This window comes from Paenibacillus sp. FSL M7-1046 (genome assembly GCF_038007405.1).
In the GTDB taxonomy this organism is placed as follows: domain Bacteria; phylum Bacillota; class Bacilli; order Paenibacillales; family Paenibacillaceae; genus Paenibacillus_AQ.
Genome location: NZ_JBBOXB010000001.1, coordinates 1707306 through 1733922, shown reverse-complemented (window position 1 = coordinate 1733922; position 26617 = coordinate 1707306). Strand labels below are relative to the sequence as shown.

General features: G+C 52.1%; 24 protein-coding genes. 16 read left to right on the top strand and 8 right to left on the bottom strand.

Annotated features, from left to right (window positions below; genetic code table 11):
* Positions 1 to 147: 147 nt before the first annotated feature.
* The gene (locus tag NYE29_RS07425; protein WP_038585341.1) at positions 148 to 2028 is read right to left on the bottom strand and encodes an FAD-dependent oxidoreductase; all 1881 of its coding nucleotides are present in this window, start codon (positions 2026 to 2028) and stop codon (positions 148 to 150) included.
* Positions 2029 to 2077: 49 nt separating this feature from the next.
* Entirely contained in the window at positions 2078 to 2986 is a 909-nt protein-coding gene (locus NYE29_RS07420; RefSeq protein WP_038585344.1) for a hypothetical protein, read from the bottom strand.
* A 446-nt stretch (positions 2987 to 3432) separates the two neighbouring features.
* Here NYE29_RS07420 and NYE29_RS07415 point away from each other — a divergent pair, with 446 nt between their 5' ends.
* The 6 genes from NYE29_RS07415 (at position 3433) to NYE29_RS07390 (ending at position 8024) form a co-directional block, all read left to right on the top strand.
* Positions 3433 to 3636 carry a CsbD family protein gene (locus tag NYE29_RS07415; protein WP_076113713.1) on the top strand — a complete coding sequence of 68 codons (204 nt, stop codon included), beginning with the start codon at positions 3433 to 3435 and terminating at the stop codon, positions 3634 to 3636.
* 56 nt (positions 3637 to 3692) lie between these two features.
* The gene (locus NYE29_RS07410; protein WP_076113714.1) at positions 3693 to 3890 is read left to right on the top strand and encodes a hypothetical protein; all 198 of its coding nucleotides are present in this window, start codon (positions 3693 to 3695) and stop codon (positions 3888 to 3890) included.
* Between the two features lie 146 nt (positions 3891 to 4036).
* Positions 4037 to 5434 carry an ATP-binding protein gene (locus NYE29_RS07405; protein WP_340895133.1) on the top strand — a complete coding sequence of 466 codons (1398 nt, stop codon included), beginning with the start codon at positions 4037 to 4039 and terminating at the stop codon, positions 5432 to 5434.
* Between the two features lie 118 nt (positions 5435 to 5552).
* The gene (locus tag NYE29_RS07400) at positions 5553 to 6827 is read left to right on the top strand and encodes an MFS transporter (protein ID WP_081965654.1); all 1275 of its coding nucleotides are present in this window, start codon (positions 5553 to 5555) and stop codon (positions 6825 to 6827) included.
* A gap of 52 nt (positions 6828 to 6879) precedes the next feature.
* Positions 6880 to 7542 carry an oxidoreductase gene (locus NYE29_RS07395; protein WP_340895132.1) on the top strand — a complete coding sequence of 221 codons (663 nt, stop codon included), beginning with the start codon at positions 6880 to 6882 and terminating at the stop codon, positions 7540 to 7542.
* A 101-nt stretch (positions 7543 to 7643) separates the two neighbouring features.
* Complete coding sequence (locus tag NYE29_RS07390) at positions 7644 to 8024, top strand: RidA family protein (protein ID WP_340895131.1); 381 nt, start codon at positions 7644 to 7646, stop codon at positions 8022 to 8024.
* 146 nt (positions 8025 to 8170) lie between these two features.
* Here NYE29_RS07390 and NYE29_RS07385 read toward each other — a convergent pair whose 3' ends face one another.
* Positions 8171 to 8932, bottom strand: coding sequence for a tryptophan-rich sensory protein (locus NYE29_RS07385; protein ID WP_340895129.1), 762 nt, complete (start codon positions 8930 to 8932; stop codon positions 8171 to 8173).
* Positions 8933 to 9139: 207 nt separating this feature from the next.
* On the opposite strand from NYE29_RS07385, the gene NYE29_RS07380 reads away from it, so the two are divergent.
* The 4 genes from NYE29_RS07380 to NYE29_RS07365 all read left to right on the top strand — a co-directional run bounded on the left by NYE29_RS07380 (position 9140) and on the right by NYE29_RS07365 (position 17058).
* Entirely contained in the window at positions 9140 to 11614 is a 2475-nt protein-coding gene (locus NYE29_RS07380; RefSeq protein ID WP_340895128.1) for a glycoside hydrolase family 31 protein, read from the top strand.
* Positions 11615 to 11908: 294 nt separating this feature from the next.
* Entirely contained in the window at positions 11909 to 14998 is a 3090-nt protein-coding gene (locus NYE29_RS07375) for a DEAD/DEAH box helicase (RefSeq protein ID WP_340895127.1), read from the top strand.
* Positions 14999 to 15031: 33 nt separating this feature from the next.
* The gene (locus NYE29_RS07370; protein WP_076113721.1) at positions 15032 to 15817 is read left to right on the top strand and encodes a hypothetical protein; all 786 of its coding nucleotides are present in this window, start codon (positions 15032 to 15034) and stop codon (positions 15815 to 15817) included.
* A gap of 119 nt (positions 15818 to 15936) precedes the next feature.
* Entirely contained in the window at positions 15937 to 17058 is a 1122-nt protein-coding gene (locus NYE29_RS07365; protein WP_340895126.1) for a WD40/YVTN/BNR-like repeat-containing protein, read from the top strand.
* Between the two features lie 92 nt (positions 17059 to 17150).
* Here the strand turns inward: NYE29_RS07365 and NYE29_RS07360 are convergent, their stop codons facing one another.
* On the bottom strand, positions 17151 to 17855 hold the full coding sequence (locus tag NYE29_RS07360; protein WP_439823191.1) for a GTP pyrophosphokinase: 705 nt from the start codon (positions 17853 to 17855) through the stop codon (positions 17151 to 17153).
* Positions 17856 to 18148: 293 nt separating this feature from the next.
* The gene (locus NYE29_RS07355) at positions 18149 to 18523 is read right to left on the bottom strand and encodes a hypothetical protein (RefSeq protein ID WP_340895125.1); all 375 of its coding nucleotides are present in this window, start codon (positions 18521 to 18523) and stop codon (positions 18149 to 18151) included.
* Between the two features lie 201 nt (positions 18524 to 18724).
* Here NYE29_RS07355 and NYE29_RS07350 point away from each other — a divergent pair, with 201 nt between their 5' ends.
* The 4 genes from NYE29_RS07350 (at position 18725) to NYE29_RS07335 (ending at position 21452) form a co-directional block, all read left to right on the top strand.
* Positions 18725 to 19498 carry a zinc ribbon domain-containing protein gene (locus NYE29_RS07350; RefSeq protein WP_076113725.1) on the top strand — a complete coding sequence of 258 codons (774 nt, stop codon included), beginning with the start codon at positions 18725 to 18727 and terminating at the stop codon, positions 19496 to 19498.
* Between the two features lie 34 nt (positions 19499 to 19532).
* Complete coding sequence (locus NYE29_RS07345; RefSeq protein WP_340895123.1) at positions 19533 to 20444, top strand: TrmB family transcriptional regulator; 912 nt, start codon at positions 19533 to 19535, stop codon at positions 20442 to 20444.
* A 63-nt stretch (positions 20445 to 20507) separates the two neighbouring features.
* Positions 20508 to 20813 (top strand): hypothetical protein, encoded by a 306-nt coding sequence (locus NYE29_RS07340; RefSeq protein ID WP_038585374.1) that lies wholly within the window; start codon positions 20508 to 20510, stop codon positions 20811 to 20813.
* A gap of 45 nt (positions 20814 to 20858) precedes the next feature.
* The gene (locus tag NYE29_RS07335) at positions 20859 to 21452 is read left to right on the top strand and encodes a xanthine phosphoribosyltransferase (RefSeq protein WP_038585377.1); all 594 of its coding nucleotides are present in this window, start codon (positions 20859 to 20861) and stop codon (positions 21450 to 21452) included.
* 483 nt (positions 21453 to 21935) lie between these two features.
* Here NYE29_RS07335 and NYE29_RS07330 read toward each other — a convergent pair whose 3' ends face one another.
* From NYE29_RS07330 to NYE29_RS07320, 3 genes are all read right to left on the bottom strand, one after another.
* On the bottom strand, positions 21936 to 22883 hold the full coding sequence (locus tag NYE29_RS07330; RefSeq protein ID WP_340895120.1) for a diacylglycerol/lipid kinase family protein: 948 nt from the start codon (positions 22881 to 22883) through the stop codon (positions 21936 to 21938).
* A 104-nt stretch (positions 22884 to 22987) separates the two neighbouring features.
* Positions 22988 to 23326 carry a DUF4870 domain-containing protein gene (locus NYE29_RS07325; protein ID WP_038585383.1) on the bottom strand — a complete coding sequence of 113 codons (339 nt, stop codon included), beginning with the start codon at positions 23324 to 23326 and terminating at the stop codon, positions 22988 to 22990.
* 141 nt (positions 23327 to 23467) lie between these two features.
* Positions 23468 to 24487, bottom strand: a complete 1020-nt coding sequence (locus NYE29_RS07320; protein ID WP_340895117.1) for a serine hydrolase domain-containing protein — start codon at positions 24485 to 24487, stop codon at positions 23468 to 23470.
* A 457-nt stretch (positions 24488 to 24944) separates the two neighbouring features.
* On the opposite strand from NYE29_RS07320, the gene NYE29_RS07315 reads away from it, so the two are divergent.
* Positions 24945 to 25133 carry a hypothetical protein gene (locus tag NYE29_RS07315; protein ID WP_038585388.1) on the top strand — a complete coding sequence of 63 codons (189 nt, stop codon included), beginning with the start codon at positions 24945 to 24947 and terminating at the stop codon, positions 25131 to 25133.
* A gap of 396 nt (positions 25134 to 25529) precedes the next feature.
* The gene (coxB, locus tag NYE29_RS07310; RefSeq protein WP_038585390.1) at positions 25530 to 26573 is read left to right on the top strand and encodes a cytochrome c oxidase subunit II; all 1044 of its coding nucleotides are present in this window, start codon (positions 25530 to 25532) and stop codon (positions 26571 to 26573) included.
* Positions 26574 to 26617 lie beyond the last annotated feature (44 nt).

Sequence of the window (26617 nt, the reverse complement as noted above, 5' to 3'; positions counted from 1 at the left end):
ATTGCCTGCTTGCTGGAAGATCAAATACAAATTAGGACGTGAAAGATACTTTCACCTGTGTAAATAAGGAGAGTAATGTGTCCTAGGGACACATTACTCTTATGAACATCATATTCAACTGCAGCGGTATTTCATTCCTGCCTAACGTCAGTCAGTATACAGATACCATCGCCGGACGAGCGGTATCCTTTTCCACTGCTTCTTAAGCCAAGGAAGAACGTAGTAATCCAGACCGAAGATGCTGCCGGATCCGCCGATTGTGGCGATTGCCGCCCCAACATACCAGAGCATTTCCGTCGACGCCATCTTCGTAGACCAGATCATGACGGCCATACCGATGGTAGCGATCGAAGCAATTGCTGTGAACAGACCTACGATAAGCATAATACCAAAGACGATTTCGGCACAAACCATACCGATTTGGAACCATTTAGCCAGGAACGTATAAGTTCCGTCATTGTTGTAGAACATTAGATCCATGAACCAGTTCGTAATATCATATACGAAGCCTGGAACCGGCAAAGCTTCAACCGCTTCTTTGGCTGTCGTAACTGCAGAAGCAGCCGACTGTGCATCCACTGTGTCTTTTACTGCATCCACGGCAACGCTGGCCGATGATGCGGCATCTGTAGCGAATGGAGCTGCAGGAATCAAGAAAATCTTATCCGGATCTTCCCATATCTTCTTCATCTTGTCGATACCTTCATACAGCCACATGCCCCCGAGAAGCATGCGGAGCGGAACGAGCCAGAAGTTCGGCGAACGTTTGGAGAAGTGGCCGCCGAGGAAGCTCTTGCGGTTTTCCACATGGAAGAACTCATGCATCATATAAGTCCAGACTTTGTTGAAACCAACAACCTGGGACAGGTAGAACATATTGATAAAGTGTTTGGAGAGCATAGCCATAAAGCCGGTAAGCATAAACAGCTTGCCTGGGAGGCCGACGTTGGCTACACCGTAGCGGCTGCCTATGGAAACCATTGTACCGTGGAAACCTGGTTTGTAAGCCTTCTTGGCAGTTCCTTTGATGTCGGCGGTAATGTTGCCGGCAATGACTGGAGCTGCTTGTTCGGCGTTCTCAACCATTTGTGGTACAGGACGTGTTTCGCCTTCAGGGATGAAGAAGATGTTATCCCCTACAACGTATACGTTCTTGTGGTCTACACTTTCAAGGTTTTCGTTCGTTACAATCCGCTTGCGTCCTTGTTGCTGAACTTCAAGGTTGCCAACAATTTCCGAGCCTTCAACACCGGCTGTCCAAACGATGGTCTGTGCATCCACGATGTTTTTCTCACCGAGAGCCACACTGCCTTTGCCTACTTCGGTGATCTTGGCGCCTGTAACGATTTCTACATTCATCTTGCGAAGGCGGGCTTCTGCTTTCTGGATCAGCTTATCCGGCAGGATAGGCAGAATCTTAGGAGCCATATCGGCTACAATCAGCCGCACTTCAGATGGGTCGATGTAGAACTCTTTGCACAATTCTTCGCGTTGTTCGGCCATTTCCCCAACCAGCTCGACACCTGTAAAGCCGGCACCGATAATAACGAAGGTCAGCATGGAACGGCGTACAGCCGCATTTTTTTCTTGAGCCGCTTTGGTATACATATCGCGGATTTGACGTTTGAGCGCAACCGCGTCGTCATAGGACCAGAAGGAGAAGGTGTTCTCTTCAGCTCCCGGAATCCCGAAGAAAGTAGGTTTGCTGCCTGTGCCGATTACAAGGTAATCATAAGCATAGGTAGCTTTGTCGGATTTAAGCTTCTTATTCTTGAAATCAATGTTGCTGATTTCGTCAAGAACTACATCTACTTTAAGACCTGCAAAGATTTTCTTCAGATCAATCTTAATTGAATCCTCGGGCGCGCGGTTCGCTGAAACCTCATGCAGCTCAGTCAATAGAGTGTGATAGGGATTCCGGTCGATCAGTTTGATTTCTACATCTTTGTCGTTCTTAAATTTCTTTGCCAGTTTCTTAGCCGTGAGTACGCCGCCGTAGCCGCCGCCCAAAATGACTATTTTCTTCAAGAGAAACTCACCTCATTCGTCTGATTAGCTGCAAGAGGAGTGCGAATTATTATTTCGCGCCTTCGAGTGCTTTTTCTGCCAGTGTAAAGTATTCGCCTACGTGGATAGAAACGCCGGAAATGGCATCTGTTTTGCCTTCGGCATCCAAAGTAGGAGCAGCACCTTTGTTTTCAAGGAAATACTTTTCAGCCAATGCGATTTCTTCATGCCATTCAGCAGAAGCGCCGCCAGCTTTCATGCCGTATTTGCCGTCTACAGAGAATTGTTTCTTATCGTCGCCTGCAGCATTCAAACCGCTGAATTTAACAGCAACAACATTTCCGTTTGCAACAGTCAGGTCAACCGTAGATTTCCAGCCGGATTCTTTATCCATTTCGCCTTCTGCATGATATCCGCCATCTTTGTAAGCACCAGCTTCGGCAGGACCAGCAGCAAGTGCAGCTTGAGCAGCAGCGACAAAGTCATTTACATGTACGGATACACCGGAGATTGCATCTGTATGTCCTTCAGCATCAACAGTGATTGCTGCAGGATCTTGTTTTTCGATCAGGTAAGCTTCGGCTTTAACTGCTTGCTCATGCCATTCGGATTGAGCGCCGCCCTTTTCAACCAAACCATATTTACCATCTTCAGAAACTTTTTTCTTCAGATCGCCTGCGTTTTTAACGTTAAAAGCATTCCAATCAGCTTTGGTAATTTTTCCGCCTTCTACAGTCAGCAGGGCGTAAGTTTGCCAGCCGGTTTCTGCATCTGCTTCAATAGTTCCGAAGTAAGTACCGTCCTTGTATTTTCCAGTCTCTGTTCCAGCAGTGTTGCTGCCGGAGTTGGTAGCTGGTGCAGTAGTTTCTACAGGAGCATTTGTTGGTGCAGCGTTGTTAGCATCATTGTTGTTGCCACAACCCGCGAGCAGAGTACCGAGTACAAGAGCGCTCGACAAGATTACAGAAGCTTTTTTCATTTGATATGACCTCCAAAAATAGTTTAAAATATATATATTAAAATGTAAAACATTTTAATAGTCGTTGGAAGTGACAAAAATCACTTTATAAATGACATATGTCACGTGTACCCAAGGCTTTAGACCCTAATTGTAGCATTACCTTGACATATATCGGTCAGCATTAGAAAAAAATTTAGACATCTTGTTTCTACTTCGATGGCATTTTAGCACAAGGGAGGAAAATATCATGTGAAAATAATCACTTAACGAACAAAAAATTAATTTACATTTGGATTATATCAATTTTTAAAATATATTGATACCCATTTTAAAAGACTATTATGTGACAAAATACGACTTCATTCCGCAGACTGTCCAGATTCATATCCGGGGAGCACGGTTAAGTATTTACTAGACATGAGCTTCTAAACGATACCTAAATAAGGCTAAGGAGATGACATGTAATGGATAACAATGTGGTTAAGGGAAAATGGCTGCAGCTTAAAGGTGAAGCCAAAAAACAATGGGGCAAGCTTACTGACGATGATCTTGACGTAATTGACGGCGAGAAGGATAAATTGGTCGGTAAATTGCAGGAACGTTACGGACATACCAAGGATGCCGCAGAGGCGGAATACCACAACTGGGAGAAGTCGTTCCGCAGCTAGCGGAAAATCAGGCCTCGTGACAGGATAATCCCATATTCATGAAGAGGCGGTGTCTTATGGACAAATTCCAAGTTGTAACCGGCAGGATTATTGAAATCCATGGTGATCGGGTACTTACACAACAAGGTGAGGTGTTCTGCACCTACCATTCCCGGTATTACACGATTCCGGATGCAGAGATGTGGACACAAGCCGAATATGACCTGGAAGAGCCTACTATAGAGCTGAAAGACAGGAGCGCAAATCGCATTTGATTTGCGCTCTTCTTTAATTGTAAGAAACTAGCTTCACGCACTGTTCGGATACACAGCAATAGAGCTGTAGTTTCATGAATTCAATTTGCCACTGTGATAGTATAGATAAGTGTTTGCTATTACATAAATGATGTAGGAGTGAAGCTATGGAATATTTGAAGATATTTTTTATGAACACAGCCCTTCTCATAACATTGGCTTATCTGGCGAATTTAATATATAAACACACAATTACATATGTTCCTGAAAGGGTTAAAAAGGTTAGTTGGGTGCTGCTCGCTATCTTTGCCGGCTGGATCAGCTCCTTCTTCGGGTACAGACTGGAAGAGCACGTTATCTTTGATTTGCGGTTTGTCCCGCTCATTATTTCTACTCTGGCTTACCCGCATCCCTTCATCCTTATTATTATTGGTGTAGGAACCGGGCTCACGAGGTTAACCTTCGGCATTAATGAAGCAGCAGTGGCAGGAGTGCTGAACTTATCTATCCTGGGTTTCGTCTGCGCCGGCCTGAGCTTCTGGATACGGCGTACCACTGCTTCCATAATGAACAAAGGGTTAGTGACTATTCTCGTAGTTAACTTAATGAACGTAATCAATATCACCATTTTTGGAGTTATACCTGCCCGGGAATACATAACGGATATTATGCCGGTCACGTTGCCCGCCGGGCTGGGTCTAAGTATACTGTTCGCGCTTATTATCCGTGACTTCCAATTAGAGCTGCTGCGCAACGGACAGGTTGTCAGAGCGAATGAGCTGCTCTCTGCCCAGACGGAGGAGCTGCATAAGAATAAGATCGTATTGGAGAAGAGAGCTGAGCAGCTGATGATGGCCTCCCAGTACAAATCGGAGTTTCTGGCCAATATGTCGCATGAGCTTAGAACACCGCTGAACAGCATCATTAATCTTTCACAATTAATAGAAGAAAATGAGGCATCGCTGACTCCGGAGGAAATGGCCGAATATGCCGGGATCATTCACCGTTCGGGGGAGGATCTGCTGACGCTGATCAATGATATTTTGGACTTGTCAAAAGTAGAAGCAGGCAAGCTTGATATTCTTAAGGAAGATTTGAATGTCAGTGAAATCCCTGAGCTGCTGGCTGTGCAGTTTAGTGTATCAGCCAGACAAAAGGGGCTGGAGTTCAACATCGCACTGCATGATGACGTGCCGCTAGTCATTCATTCAGATCCCCAGCGGGTGCAGCAGATTCTCCGTAACCTGCTCTCCAATGCCATTAAGTTCACAGTGTCGGGACATGTCTCCTTAAACATCCGCACACTGGAGCGTAAGGAAGGGGCGCTCGAGCGGCGCTGGATTGTTTTTGACGTGGAAGACAGCGGCATCGGAATAGCCGCAGAGAAGCATGATATCATCTTCGAAGCCTTTCAACAGGCGGATCAGACTATTGGACGGAAATATGGCGGAACAGGGCTGGGGCTGTCCATCAGCAATGATCTGGCCAGGCTGCTTGGCGGATTCATCACTTTACAAAGCCAGGAGGATCAGGGCAGTCAATTTTCCCTTTATTTGCCTTTGTAAGGCTCCGCGCTGCGGTGGATTTCTGCTCCAATTTAATTTGTGATTTTGGTGTATTGACAGGATGATGATGCGGAGTAGAATGAAGCAAACGCCGCATCTAAGGAGTGTTAATACCCCCATGAACATCATGAGAAACAGGCTGCCCGGTATTCGTCCAAAGCGTATCCGCAAAGCCTCGGTACAACGCAAGAATCTGCAGATCGCTACATTCGAGGGGATACCGTCTACTATCTTCCAGGTGCTGCTGCAAGGTCAGTTTCTGACCGGCTTTCTATTATATTTAGGAGCTACCTCCAGCCAGATTGGTTTTGTGCTGGCGCTTACTACCCTGGTCAATGTTGCGCAAATAGGTGTAGCCTTTCTGATCCAGAAGCTGCCAAGCCGCAAGTGGGCTATGGTAACTTTTATCGGCTTGCACAGATTGCTGTGGGGTTCAACCGGACTTGTACCGTTCATCTTTCCTAAAGAGCATTGGGTTATTGCATTTATAGTGTTATATACAATCGCTTTCATTGCTAACACGGCGGGTGGTGTGCTGTGGAGCTCAGTCATCAGCGATCTCGTCCCTGCCCGTGTGAGAGGCCGATATTTTGGCATCCGCAACACCTTCCTGAATGCTTTGGGGAGCCTTGTGATGTATGGCGGCGGGATTGTTCTTGACCGTTATCCCGGCGGGCACGGCTTCCTAATTTTATATATCGTGGTATGGATATTCTCTATTTCGAACATCATCGTCTTCTTCTTCTATCCGGATGTGCCTTTTGAGAAATCAGAGGAGAAGGACTTTCTGCCGATGTTCAGGAAACCGCTACATGATACGCTGTTTATGAAGTCAACCTTATTTCTGTCCGCCTGGCTGCTGCTGCAGAACCTTACGGTTCCGCTTTATTCCTATGTGATGCTGCAGCTTCTCCATATCAATTATGAGACCTTGTCGCTGCTGAATGTGTCGCAGACCCTCTTCATGATGGCCAGCTTCTACGTGTGGGGCAATTTGAATGCAAAATACAGCAATAAGCGCCTGCTGCTCTGGACGCTGCCGATTATTGCGACATCCTCGCTGCTGTGGGGCATGCTCTCCGTGCTCCCGATGCTGCCGGTTCTGTTTGCCGCCCATATCGTATTCGGCATGGGGGTAGGCGGCTTCAACCAGCTGGCCTTTAACTTCATTATCGGGGATACGCCGAAAAAGGAACGGCCAATGTATATGGCAATGTATGCGGCGCTTACGGGTCTGGCTGCTTTTTTCGGGCCGCTGATCGGGGGCAGAATTTACGAATGGATCGCAGAATGGCCCCGCTGGACGCAGGTCTATGGGATGCAGCTGGTTGTCGGGGTGCTGATGATCGTCCTGGCGCTGCTGCTGGGACGCCGTATTCTCAGAGATGAATAGACTTATCATTTGAAGATAAACATTTGCAGTGCCACAGCAAAGGAGGGATTACGTGACTAGAATAGCCGTAGTGCTGGGAGCGACCGGTTTGGTAGGCAAGGCAGTTACCGGGGAACTGCTAACCGGGGATTGGGATGAGGTCCGGGTGCTGGTCCGCCGCCCGCTGGAGCTGCAGCATCCCAAGCTGAAGCAAACCAGTATTGACTGGGAAAAGCTTGGGCAATATAAGGAACAATTCAGCGGGGCCTACGCTGTCTTCTGCTGCCTGGGCACCACGATTAAAAAAGCAGGCTCACAGGAGCAATTTGAACGTGTGGATTTGCAGTATCCGCTTGCGGCCGCTGCAATTGCCAAAGAATGCGGTGTGAGGCAGTTTCTGGCGGTGTCCTCCATGGGGGCCAGCGCCAAATCCCGCAATTTCTACAGCCGTACCAAGGGCAGGACGGAAGAGGGATTAATCGCCGCGGGGTTTCATGGCCTGCACCTGTTCCGGCCCTCATTGCTGCTGGGAGAACGTCAGGAATTCAGGCTGGGAGAACGTGCCGCTGCTGTGCTGATGAAGGCACTTGATTTTGCGATGGTCGGCAAAGCAGCGAAGTACCGGGCTATTCCCGGTGCCAAAGTGGCGAAAGCAATGGTGAATATTGCACTTGCCAACACAGGCGGCGTACATGTTTATCCCAATGATGTGATACATGTTATTGGTCGCCGCTAGAAGGGAAGTTTGCATTAAACAGAGTGCAGCACGTACAATGGGACATAAATTCATATGTACATCATGACATTAATGTCGTGTACCCACAGGAGGAGCGTATCATGAGTGAAAAACAGGTTGCTACAACCAAAGCCCCAGGAGCCATCGGGCCATATAGTCAGGCGATTGTAGCCGGAAACTGGGTATATACTTCAGGACAGCTTGGCCTGAATCCGGAAACAGGAGAACTTGCAGAAAGTGTACAGGAGCAGGCCCGCCAGTCGCTTAGCAACGTTCAGGCCATTCTGGAAGAGGCCGGAGCATCGCTGGATCATGTTGTGAAAACGACTGTGTATCTCAAGGATATGAATGACTTTGCAGCTGTGAATGAAGTGTACAGCAGTTTCTTTACAGAACCTTATCCTGCCCGCAGTGCGGTTGAAGTTGCACGCCTGCCGAAGGATGGTCTTGTGGAGATCGAAGCGGTAGCGCGCAAGAAATAATGGGCCTTATAGTTGTTAATTAGATAAGCTAACTGAACGAAATCAAATGGATTCAAAAACCCGTTGCCGGTACAATCAGGCAACGGGTTTTTTTTGACCAGTGAATGGGCTGTAAACAGTCTGTTGTTGAAACTCCGGGAACCGCGTTAATATCTGCTCCGGCGGCGCGAAGTAAACATCAGCCAAATGCTGTAGAGCAGCAGCAGGCCTGCCGCCACTGAAGCGGTTACGAATACATTTCCGGTGTCTCTGTGCTCAAGGGCAATCGCGATGAACGCCCAGACGAAGACCAGTGGATAAATGCTGTCCCGGTGAGGGAAACTGACCATTACAGCAAGCAGTACGCCTACGCAGAGCATGATAACCGCCCAGGCGGGATCACTGAGTCCGAATCCGTCCCAGTTGTTCTTCTCCAGCACGACGCTGACATTTACAATTGTGGCAACCGAGATCCAGCCGAGATAAATACTGAAGGGCAGCTTGATCAGCCATTTTTCGCCTGTGGCCGGATCGGTGACGCTGCGGGTTTTACGATAGATGACGATTAGTGTAATCAGCATGAGCACCATGGCAACCAGCGACAGCTCGATGTAAAGATAATGCCAGAGGAACAGCCAGCCCATATTAAAGACGCAGCTCAGCACAAACCAAATGCCCAAAGAGTTAACCGAATCCCGTGACCCGGTGCTCTCGCGGAATTGATATACGATAAAACCGGCGAGCAGGAGATAGATCAGCGACCAGATGGAAAAAGCATAACCGGCCGGTGTGAAATAGGTATGATACTTGTCTGAAATCTCACCGGTGCTGTTCCCGCCCAGAGGCAGGGCAACCGAAAGGATGTTCACGGCAATTACGCCGAAGTAGAACAGCAGGTTCCACCACTTATAAGGGTTATTGCGTCTCATCGTCATTCACTCCTTAAGTAAATTGTATAACGGTGAAGTCTGAGTCTACATAGAATATACCCGCTTTATCAGCGGTTAAGACTATATTACCCAAAAAAATGACCTGCAGGTCATAAAGTTACGGATAGCCGTCCGCACAAGCGGGGTAATAGAAGTAGAATAGGAAATTTTAACAAGGCGGCAACAGCCGGAGGGGGATAAGAGGCGATGGAGAGCAGCGAAGCAATACGTCCCGAAAAAATGGGTCCACTTGTTATGAAGGAAACATGGAATACCCCTGGGAGCATTGAATCCTGGGAACGTTCAGAGAATATTTATATCGTCCGCGGGGAGCGCGGCGGGATTGTATTTGTTTTTTTGGATGATGAAATGTTCCGGATGAAGGTGTTTCGCAGCAGCGTTCCGGATCTGACAACATCTGCAGCAGTGCTGGCGGAGAGCTGTGTGCCGCATTTGTTCCCGGTAGAGGAGACAGAGGATGCACTGATCTTCACTACCAGCGCGATTCGGCTGATCCTTGAGAAAACCTCATTCCTTCTCCGTGTGGAAAATATGGAGGGCAAGGTCATCATGCAGCAGAACCTGACAAGCTGGAATCCGCGCGGGGCCAGTCATGCCGAGTATGATATGCAGCCGGATTCGCATTTTTACGGGCTGGGGGAGAAATCCAGCTTTCTCGACAAACGCGGGGAGCGTTATACGAACTGGAACACCGATGTGTTTGCGCCACATTTGCCGGAGATAGAAGCCCTATATGAGTCCATTCCGCTGATTATTCATATGCATGGCAACCTCACCTACGGATTATTCCTCGACAATACGGGCCGGAGCGATTTTGATATGCGATCCCATGGGGTTGCTTTTACGATCGGCTGCTCCACTGGAGCTTATGATATCTACTTTATCAATGGTCCCGAAATGAAGGATGTTGTAACAAGATACACTTCGCTGACCGGACGGATTGCGCTTCCGCCTAAATGGGCGATCGGCTACCACCAGTCGCGTTATAGTTATATGAACCAGCAGGAGGTGCTGCAGCTTGCCCGGACCTTCCGTGAGAAGAGGATTCCCTGCGACGTCATTTATCTGGATATTCATTATATGGATGAATACCGTGTCTTCACCTTTGATCCTGTAAACTTTCCCGAGCCGGAAAAGATGATATCGGAGCTGAAGGAGCTCGGTGTGCGGATCGTACCGATTGTTGATCCCGGCGTCAAGAAAGACCCCAATTACGAGGTGTACAAGCAAGGGGTTCTCGAAAAGCATTTCTGCCGCAGGCTGGAAGGCGATATATTCTTCGGCGAGGTGTGGCCGGGAATCAGCGCCTTCCCTGATTTCAGCGACAGCCGGACGGCTGAATGGTGGGGCGATCTGCATAAATACTATACCGGCCTCGGCATTGACGGAATCTGGAATGATATGAACGAGCCGGCGGTGTTTAATGAGAGCAAAACGATGGATCTGGATGTGATGCATTTCAACAACGGGCATCCGATCACACATGAGGAATACCATAACCTGTATGGGATGATGATGTCCAAAGCAACCTATGAAGGCTTGGCGGAGCATATGGGGGGAGAGCGCCCCTTTGTGCTGACCCGGGCCGGTTATGCCGGGATACAGCGTTACGCCGCGGTATGGACGGGGGATAACCGCAGCTTCTGGGAGCATATGGCGATGGCGATACCTATGGTGCTTAATATGGGACTCTCGGGACTGGCCTTCTCCGGGCCGGATATCGGCGGCTTCGCCCACCATACCTCCGCGCAGCTTCTGGTACGCTGGACACAGATGGGTGTTTTCTTCCCCTATTGCCGCAACCATTCCTCCATCGGTACTCTGCGCCAGGAGCCATGGTCGTTCGGTGACGAGGTCGAAGGGATTCTCCGTGAATTCATCGGCCTGCGCTACCGCTGGATGCCTCATATCTACAACCTTTTTCATGAGGCGGAAACCTGTGGGCTTCCCGTGATCCGGCCGCTGATTCTGGAGTACCCGCGCGACCCCTATGTGACCAACCTGTGCGATCAATTTTTGCTCGGGGAAAATGTGCTGATCGCCCCTGTCTACCGCCCGGATACGGAGCATCGCTCGGTGTATCTGCCTGAAGGGTGCTGGCTGGATTATTGGGATGGTGAAGTTCATGAGGGCGGACGCCATATCCTCGCCGATGCACCGCTGAACATCATGCCGATGTATGTGAAGGCCGGAAGTTTTGTCGCCGAAGGTCCGCTCAAACAATACGCACTCGAAGAAACAGAGGAAACGGTGGTGTTTCACCTGTATGGTGCGGAAGCCAAGGAAGGATTCTCGGCTGCCTTTACCCTGTATGAAGATGACGGGCACAGCTTCGGGTACAGGAGAGGGCAATATTCGCAAATCGACGTACAGGCCGCCGGAGAAGCAGGAACATTGCGGATAAGCTGGTCTTATGCAGTCCGTGAATTTACGCCCCGCAGGGAGATGCTGCGCTTGGCGCTCTGTTATCCGTCTTTCTTCACCCAATCGGTGGAAGGACTCTCCGAAATCAGTATGGAGCAGCTTAAGGAAGGACGGCGGGGCTGGGCACGCAATGGCAAGAGCGGTGCGGTGATTATTCAAGTGGACGATGACCCGGAAGGCGGGGAGCTGCGGATGGAGGTAGCGGAGCAGCAAACGGAACACTTTAGAACCCTTTGATACGACTTGAACCCGCCTGCTGGCGGGTTTTTTTCAATTACGGACAGTCCCGGAATATAAAATCTGCAGAAAATATACAGAAACGTTTTTAAATCAGGACTTTTTCGTATAAGATGAAGGGATGAAGAAAAAAACTTCTGAAATTTTTTCAGCTTAAAAATATATTTCTCGCGGAGAAGGATTCAGCTTTCTACAATGTTAGAAACGGATTCCGTCCTTTAGGGCGGCGAAGCCGTTTCTTCTAGCGGAACCGGCTGACGCTTTCTGTTTGCATAAAAAGACAGGAGATCACCAATGATTAAGCATCTGTATGCAATATGGTTAGGGGACGTATTATTCTGCTTCTCCGGCGAAACTTCAGAGCCGAAAGTTGACGCATGGACACGTGTGGTCAAACGGCTGGAGCTTCGGGGAGGAGGACGTCCTTTTGCGGGTGCTGCGCTGCGGCTGGCGGAAGTGAAGTATCCGGCCGCTGCCTCTGCGGAAGGTAGGACAACTCGGCGCGGACTGCCGGGGCGCACGCTGGAGGGGCTTGCCCTGGCCCCGAAGGACGCCTTTGAGCTGCTGCTGGCCTGGGACGAGGAAATGTGCCGTGCACAGGGAGTGGAGCCTGGCGGTGAACTGCGCTATTGGGCGGCTGCGGCCCGTTTTGCCCTTGAACTGATGGGCACAGGCGGGATTGTGCCCGGCGCAATGCCGCCGAGGCCTATAGGCTCGCGCCGCCGCGGGGGGGAGCAAGCCGCTGCGGCCTGCTGGTCTCCGGCCTTTCGGCAGGAGGCTGATAAGGAGTTCTTTCTGCAGATGGCAGCTTCCATGCCGGTGCTGGCACTGGGAACCCATGTTGCGGAGGAGGGTGACTTGTCGTCGCGTGAAGAAGCGGGAGCGTACGTGCTGTATTCTTTTCTGCAGGCTGTAATGACTGCCGAGATCAAAAAGGTTATTGCGGGAATGGAAAGCGAGCTTGGGCCATTCAAAGCGAATTATCGCCGTGGTTATTCACCGCTGACCGAGCTGTGGTGGAACAGCCTGCTCACCGGCAGCCGTGATATCCCGGTCCAGGGGACTCCGGCCGAGGTGGCGGACCTCCTTGCCGCCGTAAACGGTACGGCTGAGAATGAGATTCCGAACTCCGGGGCGGAGGAGGTACACAGCGGCCAGCTTAGTCTGGGTCTGCGCCTGGAGCCGCCTGCGAATGAAGGCGATGCCTGGAATTTAACCTTCTGGGCGGAGAACCGGGAAGAAGGAGAATTCTGGATTCCTGCGGCGGCGATCTGGAGCAGCAGGGAACGGGAGTTCACTTTATGGGGCAAGCGCTACCGCAATATTCAGCAGCAGCTGCTGGCTGCACTCGGCCGGGCCGCGAAAATATCGCCGGATATTGAGCGTGCGCTGGCCGGACCGGCTCCGGATGGAGTTCAACTGGAGCCGGACCGCGTCTATTTCTTTCTAAAGGAGAGCGTGCAGCAGCTGCGGGAGCGGGGAATTACGGTGCAGATGCCATCCCGCTGGAGCCGTGAAGGCCGGCGGCGGATCGGGATGAAGATGAAGATGCAGCCTCCGGCCGGCAGCATAGATGGTTCGACCCAGCCTTCCCTCGGCATGGAAGAGCTGATTTCCTTCCGCATCGAGGCTTCGCTGGGCGATAACACAATCAGCGAGGAAGAGCTGAATGCGCTGGTGGAGGCCGGAGTACCTTTTGTGCGCTTCCGGGGAGAATGGATTGAAGTCGATCCGAAGGAGATCCGCCAGGTTCTGAGATATATGAAGCGCAACGAAAGCGGAGAAATGTCGGCGGCTGACTGGATGCGTCTGGAGGCCGAGGATGGTGATGAGCGGCTCTGGAAGGGAATGTCGGTGACCGGCATGGAAACCTCCGGCATGCTCGCTTCGCTCATGCATGGCGATGTTCTGCGGGGCCTTCCGCTGCGCTCTGTGCCGCCGGGTCTTCATGGAACGCTTAGACCTTATCAGGAGCGCGGCTTTCAATGGCTGGCTGCGCTCAGCGGTCTTGGCTTTGGGGTATGCCTTGCCGATGACATGGGCCTCGGCAAGACGGTGCAGGTCATCACCTGTCTGCTGGACCGTGCCCTGGCTGCTCCGCCGGAGGAGAAGCGTGAGCCGGTGCTGATTCTCTGCCCGACCTCGCTGCTTGGCAACTGGCAGCGGGAGCTGCAGCGTTTCGCACCATCACTGAGTGTGCATATTCACCACGGGGGAAGACGGGTTCGCGGGGAAGGCTTCATCGACTTGGCCACCAGCCATGAAATCGTGCTGACCACTTATCATCTCGCAGGCCGGGACAGCGAAGATCTCGCTGGCGTCCGGTGGTCGACCGTTGTGCTGGATGAAGCGCAGTATATCAAGAATCACCGCACCAAGCAGGCACAGAGTGTGATGAAGCTGTCAGCGCCGCATCGCATTGCCATGACAGGCACACCGGTGGAGAACCGGCTTGGCGAGCTGTGGTCCATTTTTCACTTTTTGAATCCGGGGTATCTGGGGACTTATCATTCATTCCGCCAGCGGTATGTATCCGGTGAAGGCGGAGAGCGGCTGCGCGAGCTGCATCGCCTCGTCTCGCCCTTCTTGCTGCGGCGGCTCAAGAGTGATCCGGACATTTCCAAGGATCTGCCGGAGAAGCTGGAGCTGAAATCTTATTGTCCGCTTACAGAAACGCAGGCGGCGCTGTATCAGGGTGTAGTGGATGAAATGCTCGGTGTCATCGGGGAACGCTCCGGCATGGCCCGCCGGGGGCTGGTATTGTCTTCATTGACCAAGCTGAAGCAAATATGCGACCATCCGCAGCTGTACCGCAAAGAGGAGGGCCGGACCCAACGCAGTGAGCATTCCGGCAAAATGGATGTGATGTTCGAGGTGCTGGACAGCATTGCCGAGCTTGGGGAATCTGCACTTATTTTCACCCAGTATGTGGCGATGGGCGAGCTGCTGGTCAGCAGGTTGGCAAAACGTTACGGCTCGCCGCCGCTGTTCCTGCATGGCGGCATCCCCAAACGGGAGCGCGATGAGATGGTGCATGCCTTTCAGGAGGGGGAAGGGCCGGCGTTTTTTGTACTATCGCTCAAAGCCGGCGGTGTGGGTCTGAACCTCACACGGGCTAACCATGTCATACATTATGACCGCTGGTGGAATCCGGCGGTGGAGAATCAGGCGACCGACCGGGCGTTCCGGATCGGCCAGCATAAGAATGTGCAGGTTCATAAGCTGATCTGCCAGGGAACGCTGGAAGAACGGATTGATGAACTGATCGAGCGTAAAAAAAGCCTGTCGGAGCAGGTTGTCGGTTCCGGAGAAAACTGGCTGACAGAGATGTCCAATCATGAGCTTAAGGAGCTTATCGAGCTTCAGGGGCAGGACTGGATGTAGTGGAACAAGCTTGGCATAAAGGAGGAATGGGCAATGAGTGAACTGCTGGAACTGCGGCTGGAAATTGAGCCCGGGGTGGTTAAGGCGACGGGAACACAGCTATCGGCCAAAGCGCCGGGAGTGCAGACCAAACGAAACGCCGCTGCCGTCGCTGCCGCCCAAGGGCAAGCGCCAACGACGGTTCTCTCTTTGGAAATTCCGCGCTGGTCTGATGAAGTGAAACAGGAAGTGCTGATCCGGCTCGCGGAGCACCCGGGTGAGCTGTATGGTCTGCTGCAGGGCAACCTGAGTGGAGGCCTGGCGGCGATGAAGCTTCTGCCCGGCGATGAAGAACTGGCGTTGGCCGGACAGAAGCTTTCAGGGCCGGAACAGATGGCCCTGCTGGGATTGGTCAAAAAGCAGCTGGAAGAGGAACCGCTGCTGGCGTTTGAACTGCGCGGTTTGAACAAAGAGACGCTGCTGGCCGGAGTTTTTGCCCTTTGGGCGGAAGAGGAAGCGGAGGACAGCGAGGATGCCGGCCCGGCCCCGTCCGGCCTGCTTGCAGCCGAACTGGCCCGGCTGGAGCGCAAAGGGCCGGCTGTCCCGACTGGAGAATGGCTGGCCGAAGCGGCTGCTGAAGGCTCGCTCCACCAGCCGGGTCCCATGTTTCATGAAATCGCAGCCCGGCCGTTTCCAGCTTCACCGGTGGTTGCGAAGCCGACCGAAAACTGGGGGACCCTGCTCGACAAGACACCCCGTGCCGGTGAGGGGCTTGTGCTCATCATGCGGCGTGTCGCAGAAGCCGCAGCCCGTAGGGCGGCAGGGTTGGGTAAGCTGTAACGTTGCTCTGGTTGCTCTTAATTAACAATATTTTCACTGCGGAATGAACTGATCGTAACCTAATATTCCTGTTGAGGTCTTATGATAACAGGACAAACAGGAAATGAGGGAGAGCTTAATTGAGAGTTTATAAAATTCTGGCTTCTCTGTTCATAGCAGGAACGCTTCTAATTTCCGCCTCAACCATCGGGGCGACACCGGCGCAAAGCTCCAGCATCACCCTGAAGGGATATCCGGACAATTTCCAAATGACAGGCGTGAAAGAGGGCTGGGGAATCACGCTGGGCGGAGTGTGGCATACAGCGGACGGTGCGTTAAGCTGGAAGCATCCGCTTAGCAATACGGTGCCCATGCCCGGTAATGCTGTCCAGCTTGGCAAACTGGCGCATTACTTTGCGGGTGACAATGAGGCGTGGATTCTAAGCGCCTATGGCCCGCACAAGCCTACAGCCCTTTTTCATACGCTAGACAAGGGAAAGTCCTGGAAGACTATCCGCCTTCCGGTGAAGAAAAGCTGGGAGCAAGGATACGCCAGCGGGTTTATGCATTTTCCCGATAAGCAGGGCGGGTATATTCTGCTATGTTCCGAACCGGCACTTGGCATGATGGAGAAGTCGTTATACCGCACGGTGGATGGAGGGACAAGCTGGAGCAGAGTGGGCGATCTTACCGCAAGCATTGCTGCCTATCCAACGGGCATAACCTTCCGGGATAGCGATAACGGCTGGATAACCTCCAGCAATCACGGACAGAAGTCCATTCTTACCTTTAGAACTGCTGATGGAGGCAAGAGCTGGAAGCCGGAGAAGCTCGTCTCCCCGCCAGCGCTTTCGGGGTATGCGTATAGCAACAGCTACCCTCCTGTCTTTTCCGGCAAGGATAAGAAGGATGGGGTACTGCCGCTGGAAATTGTCCTGAACGGCGTTAAAAGCATGGTCTTTTACACCAGCAATAATGGCGGAGAGACTTGGAAGCATGGCCCCGGCATTCAAGGGGTTGAAGCGTCAAGGACAGCTTGGCTGAATGCCCGTTCAGGCTGGGCGCTGCAGGCAGGCGGCAAGCTGCTTGCTACAGACGATGGCGGAGGTAGCTGGAAACAGGTTGCCAAAGGTTCAGCGTTCGATAAGGCAACGGAGATACAGTTCTCTACGTCTCGAACCGGCTGGATTTCCGGGCCGAAAATCCTTTGGAGCACGGCAGACGGGGGCCACACATGGAGAAACCTGCTGCTTCCTTCTTGAGAATAATAGAAAGGCAGTGCCACAACAGCTCAGCTGTAGGGCACTGCCTCTTTTATTACCTTTTCAGCTACGGTCCGCAAACAGAAACAGAATTACTCCCCGGACGGGGTTTCACCCGCACTGCTTCCTTCGGATAACTCAAGAATCTCCCTGCGCAGGCGGAGCATTTTTTGATCCAGCTCATCGGCGGCACGTGCGGCTTCTTTCAGTTCCTCGGCGACATGCGACGGAAGCTGCTTATCGAATTTGTAGTAGAGGATATGCTCCATACTGGCCCAGAAATCCATGGCAAGTGTACGCAGCTGGATTTCCGCTTTTACCCAGTGGGTTCCTTCCAGCAGCACAAGCGGTATCGACACAATCAGATGCAGACTTTGATAGCCGTTGGGTTTGGGATGTGCAATATAGTCTTTGATCTCCAGCACACGGATGTCCTCCCGCGCACACAGATGATCGACCAGACGATAAATATCCTTCACAAAAGCACAGACAATCCGCATGCCTGCAATATCATGAATGTGCTGCTCCATATTTTCCAGGGTAAACTCATGCCCTTTGCGTTCCATCTTCTGCAGGATGCTCTTCGGCTCTTTGATCCGCGACTTGACATGCTCAATCGGACTGAAGCCGTCGCGCACCTGCCATTCCGTTTTGATCACATCAATTTTATTCTCAAGCTCATTCAGGGCATGGCGGTACAGCGCCGGCAAAGCTTTGAAATCCTCGATCTGTTTGGCGAAATCCCCATTAACCTGCCACTTCTTCAGATCCTTGACATGCACCTGCAGCTGATTCAGTGTAACCTGTGTACTATCATATTCTTCCACTGAGACTCTCCCAAGTTTAGTTATTTGTGACTGGATAAAATGAACCCATGAATAAAGATATGTTATACATTCCGGGACCAGTCTATATCCCTATTTTAACCGATGTACTGCCCCAGAAGCAAAAAAAACCCAGACCCCCCTGTAGTGCCGAAGAGTCCAGGCTGTTTGCAACTATAATCCGGCCAACCCAAAATAGCGCAACATTCTTCCCGCAGCAGCGTATTAGCACACATAAGGGATAGAAAGTGCGGCGCTTAGGTTGATTATTTGTTCGTAGGGGAGCCTCCGTCATAACCTTTATCATGATACCCGGTATTTTCCAGTTTGGGGAGTATACCCAGCTGCTCAATGGTCTGCCGCGTCTCTATGCTGCCAAAACGGTGCAGGGTCTGGTACAGTCTGACGGTCTCATCGTCAAATTGCCGGGCAGCTTCATCGTGATCGGCAGACTTATAAGGCAAAAAGGCGCGCCGGAAGGCGTAATCATCCCCGCGTTCGAGTTCGTTCAGGAGATCCTGGAGAAGGGTAAGCTCTTCAGCGTTAAGCAGCACTTCAAATGCATTGGAGTCATTGCGCACGTCCTGAACAAGGCTGTGGTTTACGGATACGAAATAGCGTTTTTTCTCTTCGTCCGGCAAGATCGATCCCTCCATCGTTGGTAAGCTTGTACATGGTTATTTTTTACTATTATACACAGAACGACAAATAATGAATCTAATCGAGACATTTGGTATGATAGAAGCACGTTTCCGCTATTGCACGGAGCGTTGAGGGTTTATTTGGAATAATATTTGGCTGCAAATCGGCCCTGTTCTCACTCTGGAGAAGGAGGAACTACAATGAATTTTCTGCAACGCATTAAAGACGGTGCCAGCCGGGTGAGTGAAAAAGCGCAAAGCTCGGTGGAGATCGGCAAGCTGAACGGGCATATTTCCGATATCGAACATGAGATGGAAATTGAATTTATGAAAATGGGAAAGCTGTTCTACGACGGATATCGTTCGAAGGATTTGTCCCTGGCCGAAGGCAAAATGGTGGAGCATTCCCGGGCCTGCCTGAAGCTTCAGGAACAGATTGAGGAGCTGCGCTTCCGGATTGCCGAGCTTAAGAATGAAAAGCTCTGCACCTGTGGGAATGTTGTAGCTCTGGACGCCAATTTCTGTCCGAAATGCGGACGCAAGCTGGAGGAACCGGCTTCAAGAAAAGAAGCGGTGCCCGTCACAGTGCACGGCATTCATGAGGATGAAGAGGAAGATCAATATTATGGCGAGGAGGAGCTGACGGAAGCGGAAAAAGAGCTGGCGATGAGATCGGAGCAGCGTACGGTGTATACCGAAGTGCTTCCGGTAGACGATGAACTGCCGCAGGAGGAATATGGCGGAGCGGTGCAGGATACCGAACGCAGCCGCCGTGAAGCCGATGAGCTTGAACGGGAGCGGGAAAGACAGCTGGAGCTTGACCGGCGTATCCGCGACTGGAAAGCCGGTGAGCCTGCGGAAGAAGCTGCATCCAGTGAAGGCGGCGTGCGGGATATCGTCAAATGTCAGATCTGTAGAGCGGATTTGCCCAAGGGTTCCATGTGGTGCCCGCGTTGCGGATCAGAACAAATCTAGTCAGCATTTACAGTCAGCTAGGGGGACAACATAGATGGAACAGTTGCTGCTGCATCTGCGCAATTTGGGTTTCACAGAGATGGAATCCAAAATTATGGTCGAGCTGGCCAGCAAAGGCCAGGCTTCGGGTTATGAAGTGGCAAAGCAGCTCGGAGTATCAAGATCCAACGTATATGCGGCGCTTCAGCGTCTGACTCAGCAAGGTTATGTAAGATGCGGTGAAGGGGAACCGGCGCGTTACAGTGTGCTGGACCCGGAAGAGCTCGCGACCATGATCTCCGGACGGGTATCGGCTTCACTGGCTTATATGGAAAGCGAAATGCCGCGCGGCGGCCCGGTCAATCCCTCTTTCTACAATGTGGAGGGTGACCGGAATGTGATGGAGGAATTGATCCGCCAACTGAATCTTGCTGAGCAGGAAATCGTAGTAGATGTATGGCGTGAGGAGGCTTCGCTGCTGCGCAATGAGCTGGAGCAGGCAGAGCTGCGGGGAGTGAAGCTGTTGTGGGCCTTTGACGGCGGCAACGAGGTTCCCGCACCTTATCCGGTATGGCCGCCGCTGGGCGGCAAGCCGCGCCGGAGCGGCGGGCGGAAGTTTTCCTTTGTGATCGACAGGAACTGGTGCATGCTCGGCATGCGGTATGAGGACGGAACGGCGCAGGCGGTCGTAACCGAACATCAGGTGCTGGTGGAACTGCTGCTGAACCACTTTACGCAGGAGATGGTGCTCTTCGAGCTGGAAGAGGATATGGGCCCCGAGCTAACAAGAAGGTACGGGGAACGCTACAGCCACATTTACGGTAAATATGTGCTGCATGACCAGGAGCATGAACAACTGGGCGAACAGGAGCAACCGGACGAACAAGAGGAACATAAGGAATTGGAAGAATTGGAAGAATTGGAAGACTCGGAAGACTCGGAAGAGCAGCAAGAGCCAGGCCATTAGGAAACGTGTTTGGGTAAGGGTCAAGCTGCTTGCAAGCCGAAATTAAGCTGGGGAGGTGAAAGCGTGGAGTGTATTATTCATTTTGATGTGCAGCATCCGGAAGGGATCAAGTCACTCAGAGGTCTCTTGTTTCTGGAAGAGGGTAAAGTCCCGGGAGAAAATGAACTGATTGGCATGTTCAAGGACATGAAGTTCAACGTTCGGCTGGAAGACCGTGAGAAGCTGATTTTTAAACCTGTGAATCCGGGAGAGAAGTACTCGGAAATCCGCATCACGAGCTTTGACAGCGGCAAGGCGAATAGCAAAGAGGACAACGAACTGAAGTCGATTGTCGGCAATTTGCTGCCGCAGAAGCCGTCCGGCCTGTAAAAACTAAGACAGGGTCCATTTGAGATGGAGAGGAAGGAGCACAGAATGGAGTTATTGAGACAAAAGGTTATAAATGAAGGTATTGTTCTCGGTCAAGGTGTGCTCAAGGTCGATTCTTTTCTGAATCACCAGATGGACCCGTTTCTGATGCGTGAGGTCGGCCGCGAGTTTACCCGCCGTTTTGCCGGAGAAAAGGTGACGAAGGTGCTGACCATCGAATCCTCGGGGATTGCCCCCGGCATTATGACGGCGCTGGAGCTTGAGGTTCCGCTCATTTTTGCACGCAAGCAGAAATCATTGACCCTGACCGAAGATATTTATGTGGAGAAGGTCTACTCTTTTACGAAAAAAGAAAGCAATGATATCACAGTTTCCAAAAAGTTCATTGCTCCCGGTGAACGCGTGCTGATCGTCGATGATTTCCTTGCCAACGGTGAAGCGGCCTTCGGGCTGGCCCGGATCGTGGAGCAGGCGGGAGGCAGCGTAGCCGGAATCGGCATCGTGATCGAAAAAGCTTTCCAGCCCGGCAACAAGCTGCTGAAGGAAGCCGGCTACCGTGTGGAATCGCTGGTACGGATTGCTTCGCTTGACGATGGCTTGATCTCCTTCGTGGAGGAAGCCGGCGGCCTGCCGGGCTGACCCCGCAGTATTATAGCTCATAAAGACCCCATGCTCCAGCTTTGCGGAGTATGGGGTCTTTATGCTGTGGCTATAGGGAGTACTGCGCAGTAATTGCAATTTGTACAACTAAATATTCCTTATATGCTCGGCATTCCGTTTTAGTTGTATTTTGTACAGTAGATATCCGTCTTAATGCCGAAAATGGACCAGAAACCGGAATTTAGATGTACAGAGTGCAGTTAAGTACTGAACGGAAGTGAAATCAGCCCGTTTAGTTGTACAAACTGCAATTATCTCCCGCGAACCCAAAGGGCAGCAGCATAGCCGCAGCTGGGAGGACTAAGTATAAGCAGAATGGAGCTGCGCTTGCGGGCTAGCCGCAGGCCGCCGAAGCGTGGCCACCGCAGGCCATTCATTCGCAAGCGCGATGGAACTCGCGCTGCGGGTACCCCGGCCAGCCGCATCCCATACGACGCTGACTGGGTACGGGCCGGTCGCGTCCTACACGCTTGCCTGACAAGGGCCAGCCGCGCCCTGTTCCCGGGCCGCAGCCAGCGGCGAGAGCACGCGCAGCGCGCCCGGCTCGCAGCGCACGGCCAGCGGCGCAGTGCCGAGGGGCTCGCCGTCGCCGATGGCATGGCGGGCCTGCGCGAAGTGGACAGCTACGCTGTGCCCGCGCAGCATCGTCACGAAGGGCAGCGCAACATGCGTGCCCTTCAGCAGCGTCGGGAACAGCCGCAGCACCTGCATGCGGCTGCAGCCATGCACGACGCAGACGTCGAGCAGGCCGTCATCGGCCTCCGCCTGCGGGCAGATCAGCAGCCCGCCGCCATAGCTTGGCAGGTTGCAGATCGAGACGAGCCAGGTTTTCTCGAAAGCCTGCTCCTTCCCGTCGCAGGTGACGCTCACCCGGCAGGGCTTGAAGGTCATCAGCGTATGCAGAATGCCGATGATATAGGCCAGCTGTCCGGCGCCGATGGCGTTGCACAGCCGTTTGTAGAAGCCGTTGTTCACATTTACGGCTACCTGTGCATCGAAGCCGCTGGCTACGGCGGTCAGGGTGAGGCCGCCTGCCCCCGAGAGCAGATCGGCTTCGAGGCAGCGGTCCTGCAGCGCAGCCTCCAGCGCGGCTTCTGTGGCCAGCGGGATGCCGAAGCCGCGTGCCGTGTCATTGCCGGAGCCGGCGGGGATGACGGCCAGCGGCACACCTCTGCGCCGCAGCGCGCCCAGCACGCTGTGGATCGTGCCGTCGCCGCCGATGACGATGGCGGCGCGCCAGTCGTCGCGCCGGGCGAGCGCCCCAAGCACCTGGGTTTCGGCGCGGTCGGCGTTCTGCGTGAACAAGGGCTCATGAGGGATGCCGCGTGAATGCAGCATCCCTTCGACCGATTGCCATGTCCGCTGGCCTGCTCCTCCGCCGGAACGGGGATTTATGATCAATAAGTACATGTATGTTCCTCCAGCCTGTAGATTCCTGTATGTCCTGATTCCATTGTACGGAGTGGACGTTCAAAAGGGAATCTTAAAAATAAGGATAAACAGCAGGAGGCAGGCTACAACTGACGGAGCTGGCTTTCAGCGATCTCCCCTGCCCAGGGAAGCTTATACCATCTTCCGCCCAAAGCATGGTAGATCATGAGAAGCCATACGGCGAAGCTGCAAAGGGAAATTAAGGCTGCGACGAGAGCGCCGAGCAGCGGAATAAAGCCGCTGAGGACATGCACAATCATCAGTGTCCCGAAGGCGATCAGCGACTGCAACGCATGAAAGAGCACGAAGCGGCTGCGTTTCTCCAGGGCCAGAAAAACGATTCCCCCAATGAAGGGAAAGAAGTAGCATAGGGCGGCGGCAATATGGTCAGGCAGTCCGGTGGAAGATCTGAAAGGGGACAAAAGGCTCACTCTCCTTGTACTTGGAGAAGAAGGCGGTTAACCGGTTCCCTCTTCTCTATGAGCCTATGATTTGTCCCGGCAAAGTATGTGGACCGGGAAGGGGTTCAAGTAAAAAGGCATTCTTTCTTTTCGTTAGACATGCTAAAGCTCCATCGCCGGTATAATGTATTGTTCAACCAGTCTGCGGGGGTTTTTCCACCGGCTGACGGCGCTCTCGGCGGTGAAGATAACGGCGGCGTCCAGCTTCGGCAGCAGCAATAGCTGCTGGCCCCCGTGTCCATGTGCCAGTACGTAGGGCTGGCTGCTCATCATGCCGTTCCAGAATTGATACCCGTAATGACCGTAGGCCGGATACCCGGGGGTCTGGGCTGTGAACGCATCTTCCAGCCAATTCTGCGGGATCATCTGCTGTCCTTTGTAAAGGCCGCCGCCCAGCAGGACTATACCGACTTTAGCCAGATCACGCGAGGTCAGGTATAAGCCGATATGGCCCATGCTGTGCCCTTCAGGACTGGGCAGCCAGGCGGTGTGGTGAATGTCCAGCGGTCCAAACAGATGCTCTCTGGCATAGCTGTAAGCGTCTAGCCCTGAGAATTCGCTCAGCATAACCGATATTAGATGCGAGTCGCTGCTGCGGTATTGAAATTGCCCAATATTTTCATGATCAATGGGCAGGCTAAGAGCGTAAGAAGTCCAGCGGCGGCTGCGCTGCAGATTACGTACGAGCGGTTCTCCGAGCTTCCTGCCGGTAATCCACCTGAAGCCGGAGGTCATGGTCAGCAGGTGGCGCAGCGTAATTTCCGATAGCTGCGGAGAGCAGCGGGGCGGCAGATATCTCTGAAGCGCTTCGGCTACAAAAGTGTGGACTCCCGGAATATGGCCTTTGCTGATGGCAATGCCGATAAGAAGAGAGAGGAAGCTTTTGGTGGCCGAACGAAGATCATTCAGCATTCCGGCATGATATCCCCCGTAATACCGTTCAAATATCAGTTGCCCGTGGCGGACGACAAGCATACTATGCATTTTGGGATATTCTTTCGTAACTGCCTGATGGGCCTTCTCCAGTCGAAGAGGACAGGTTCCGGTGTCATCCGGACGGGCTGCTGCTATAACGGGTGCCGGGTTGTTAGGTGTGTGTAGTAAAGACAGCTGCTGGCTCATAGCAATCCCCTTTCCAAGCTGCCTGCTGCAGTCTAAGATGCGGCGGCGGATACATTATTTTAACCAAAAGTCTGCAAGCCCCACCTGCTGCGGTAGAGAAGAGTAAAAAAATATTTTACGTACGTAAATTTTACAAGGAAAGGTGGAAGTTGGACTGGAATATGATACAATATAACGATAAGGCCCGAAAGGAGTGATTCAGCAAGTGGCTCTTCGGGTAAGTAAAGTGTCAAGGTGTTCCGCATTTGGTGCATCTTACTCTCAGCCCAAATCACGACGAACCTGCTTCACCGGCAAGGCGGACCTCCATATTTATGGAATGAACGTTTAGGCGGATAATGCAAGCCACGTATGTGTTACGGTTTCTTGACTTGCATTTCGAGGTTACGGCGGACTTTTCATCATGCATTCTCTACAACGGAGCATTCATTTTCAATGTTTTGGGAGGGAACTGATCATGGCAAGTAAAGGTCATAACGAAGTGAAGGAAAGTCTACGGGAAATGACACGCATTTTCCGGCCCAAAGATCCCAAGAAATTTGTGAAGGAGTATGTCCGGAAGTATCGGATCACGGGAGGCTATGAAGAAGAGCTGACTATGGTCGTGGAGCATGAGTTGGGAAGAATAAACTCATCCGTTTCCTAATTTACAGACAGGAATACTTCCTGCTATTTGACGACATCAAATTTGGAATTACATCCATGAGGATTCTCATAAACCGTGCCCGGGCGGCTTGCTGCCGCAGGAAGCGGTTTTTTTTGTGCGCATATTTATTGCAAGATCATAAATCATAAAATAGTCAAATGAATTTATAGACACAAATAGATATGTATGCGCTTTAAAGAAAAAATGATAAAAGATTCATTTTATGTAAGCGCTCTTAAATGCAGTAAGGACAAGCTTTTTCTGTTTGAAAAAATGCTTTGTGAACTTGCTGTGAACGATTGACAAAAGACCCCCATAAACTTATATTAATAGTGATTGTTATAATTGACAGGAAAATCCTCTAATCTACGAAATCGGGAAAAGCGGGGTAGATCAATGATGAAAACGTGGCAGGCTGGTAAACGGCTTCTTCCCATGACAGCAACGCTTGGACTCATTCTCGCAGGATGCGGGCGGCAGGACTTGTCGGTGCTCAGACCGCAGGGACCTGCAGCGGAAAGCTCGTTCGGACTCATGAAGCTGTCGATTACCATCATGATTGTCGTGCTGCTGATCGTCTTTGCCATTGCGGCCTACGTGCTTATCCGTTACCGCAGGAAACCGGGCCAGCATGAGATCCCTGAACAGGTGGAAGGCAGCTTCAAGCTTGAAGTGCTGTGGACGGTCATCCCGCTGATCCTTGTAATTGTGCTGGCGGTTCCGACCGTGCAGGCGGTGTTTGCCGCAGGAGATGATCATTCGGATGATAAGAATGCAGTTAAGGTCAAGGTGACCGGCCACCAATACTGGTGGGAATTCGAATACCCCGATTACGGTGTGACAACGGCGCAGGATCTGGTGATTCCTGCGGGCGTGGATATCGCCTTTGAGCTGACTACAAAGGATGTGCTGCACTCCTTCTGGGTGCCTTCTCTCTCCGGCAAAATAGATACCAACCCGGACGGGTCAACGAACCATTTCAGCTTCAGTGCGCCAAATGAAGGCGTTTACCGCGGCAAATGCGCGGAGCTGTGCGGTCCTTCCCACGGATTTATGGAATTTAAAGTGAAGTCGGTCAGCAAGGATGCGTTCACGGCATGGATTGCTTCCATGAAAGCCCCGGCGGTGATGCCTGAAGATCCGGCGCTTGCGGAAAAGTTCAAATCCGCGTGCCTGACCTGCCACGCAGTGGGTGATATGGTAGGCAGCAACGGTCCATCCCTCACCGGGATCGGGTCCCGCGAGTCGGTGGCTGGTATCCTGCTGAACGACGATACAGGTGTCGACGGAGCGCCGATCCTGGAGAATCTTAAGACCTGGCTGCATGATCCGCAAAGCGTCAAGCCGGGCAACCGGATGCCTGACCCCAAGGAACTGGGACTCAGTGATGAAGAGATTGACGGAATTGCCGAATATCTGGCCGGCTACACGCTGGAATAAAGCCTATTGCCCAAAACAGAAGCAGCATATTTGAAAAGGGGGTA

What these genes read in the sequence shown, in the direction of transcription:
- NYE29_RS07385 (WP_340895129.1), bottom strand. Translation starts at nt 8,932, where the DNA reads ATGAGACGCAATAACCCTTATAAGTGGTGGAACCTGCTGTTCTACTTC.
- NYE29_RS07320 (WP_340895117.1), bottom strand. Translation starts at nt 24,487, where the DNA reads ATGAGCCAGCAGCTGTCTTTACTACACACACCTAACAACCCGGCACCC.
- NYE29_RS07390 (WP_340895131.1), top strand. Translation starts at nt 7,644, where the DNA reads ATGAGTGAAAAACAGGTTGCTACAACCAAAGCCCCAGGAGCCATCGGG.
- NYE29_RS07350 (WP_076113725.1), top strand. Translation starts at nt 18,725, where the DNA reads ATGAATTTTCTGCAACGCATTAAAGACGGTGCCAGCCGGGTGAGTGAA.
- NYE29_RS07420 (WP_038585344.1), bottom strand. Translation starts at nt 2,986, where the DNA reads ATGAAAAAAGCTTCTGTAATCTTGTCGAGCGCTCTTGTACTCGGTACT.
- NYE29_RS07315 (WP_038585388.1), top strand. Translation starts at nt 24,945, where the DNA reads ATGGCAAGTAAAGGTCATAACGAAGTGAAGGAAAGTCTACGGGAAATG.
- NYE29_RS07415 (WP_076113713.1), top strand. Translation starts at nt 3,433, where the DNA reads ATGGATAACAATGTGGTTAAGGGAAAATGGCTGCAGCTTAAAGGTGAA.
- NYE29_RS07370 (WP_076113721.1), top strand. Translation starts at nt 15,032, where the DNA reads ATGAGTGAACTGCTGGAACTGCGGCTGGAAATTGAGCCCGGGGTGGTT.
- NYE29_RS07335 (WP_038585377.1), top strand. Translation starts at nt 20,859, where the DNA reads ATGGAGTTATTGAGACAAAAGGTTATAAATGAAGGTATTGTTCTCGGT.
- NYE29_RS07375 (WP_340895127.1), top strand. Translation starts at nt 11,909, where the DNA reads ATGATTAAGCATCTGTATGCAATATGGTTAGGGGACGTATTATTCTGC.
- NYE29_RS07405 (WP_340895133.1), top strand. Translation starts at nt 4,037, where the DNA reads ATGGAATATTTGAAGATATTTTTTATGAACACAGCCCTTCTCATAACA.
- NYE29_RS07330 (WP_340895120.1), bottom strand. Translation starts at nt 22,883, where the DNA reads ATGTACTTATTGATCATAAATCCCCGTTCCGGCGGAGGAGCAGGCCAG.
- NYE29_RS07400 (WP_081965654.1), top strand. Translation starts at nt 5,553, where the DNA reads ATGAACATCATGAGAAACAGGCTGCCCGGTATTCGTCCAAAGCGTATC.
- NYE29_RS07345 (WP_340895123.1), top strand. Translation starts at nt 19,533, where the DNA reads ATGGAACAGTTGCTGCTGCATCTGCGCAATTTGGGTTTCACAGAGATG.
- NYE29_RS07410 (WP_076113714.1), top strand. Translation starts at nt 3,693, where the DNA reads ATGGACAAATTCCAAGTTGTAACCGGCAGGATTATTGAAATCCATGGT.
- NYE29_RS07380 (WP_340895128.1), top strand. Translation starts at nt 9,140, where the DNA reads ATGGAGAGCAGCGAAGCAATACGTCCCGAAAAAATGGGTCCACTTGTT.
- coxB (WP_038585390.1), top strand. Translation starts at nt 25,530, where the DNA reads ATGATGAAAACGTGGCAGGCTGGTAAACGGCTTCTTCCCATGACAGCA.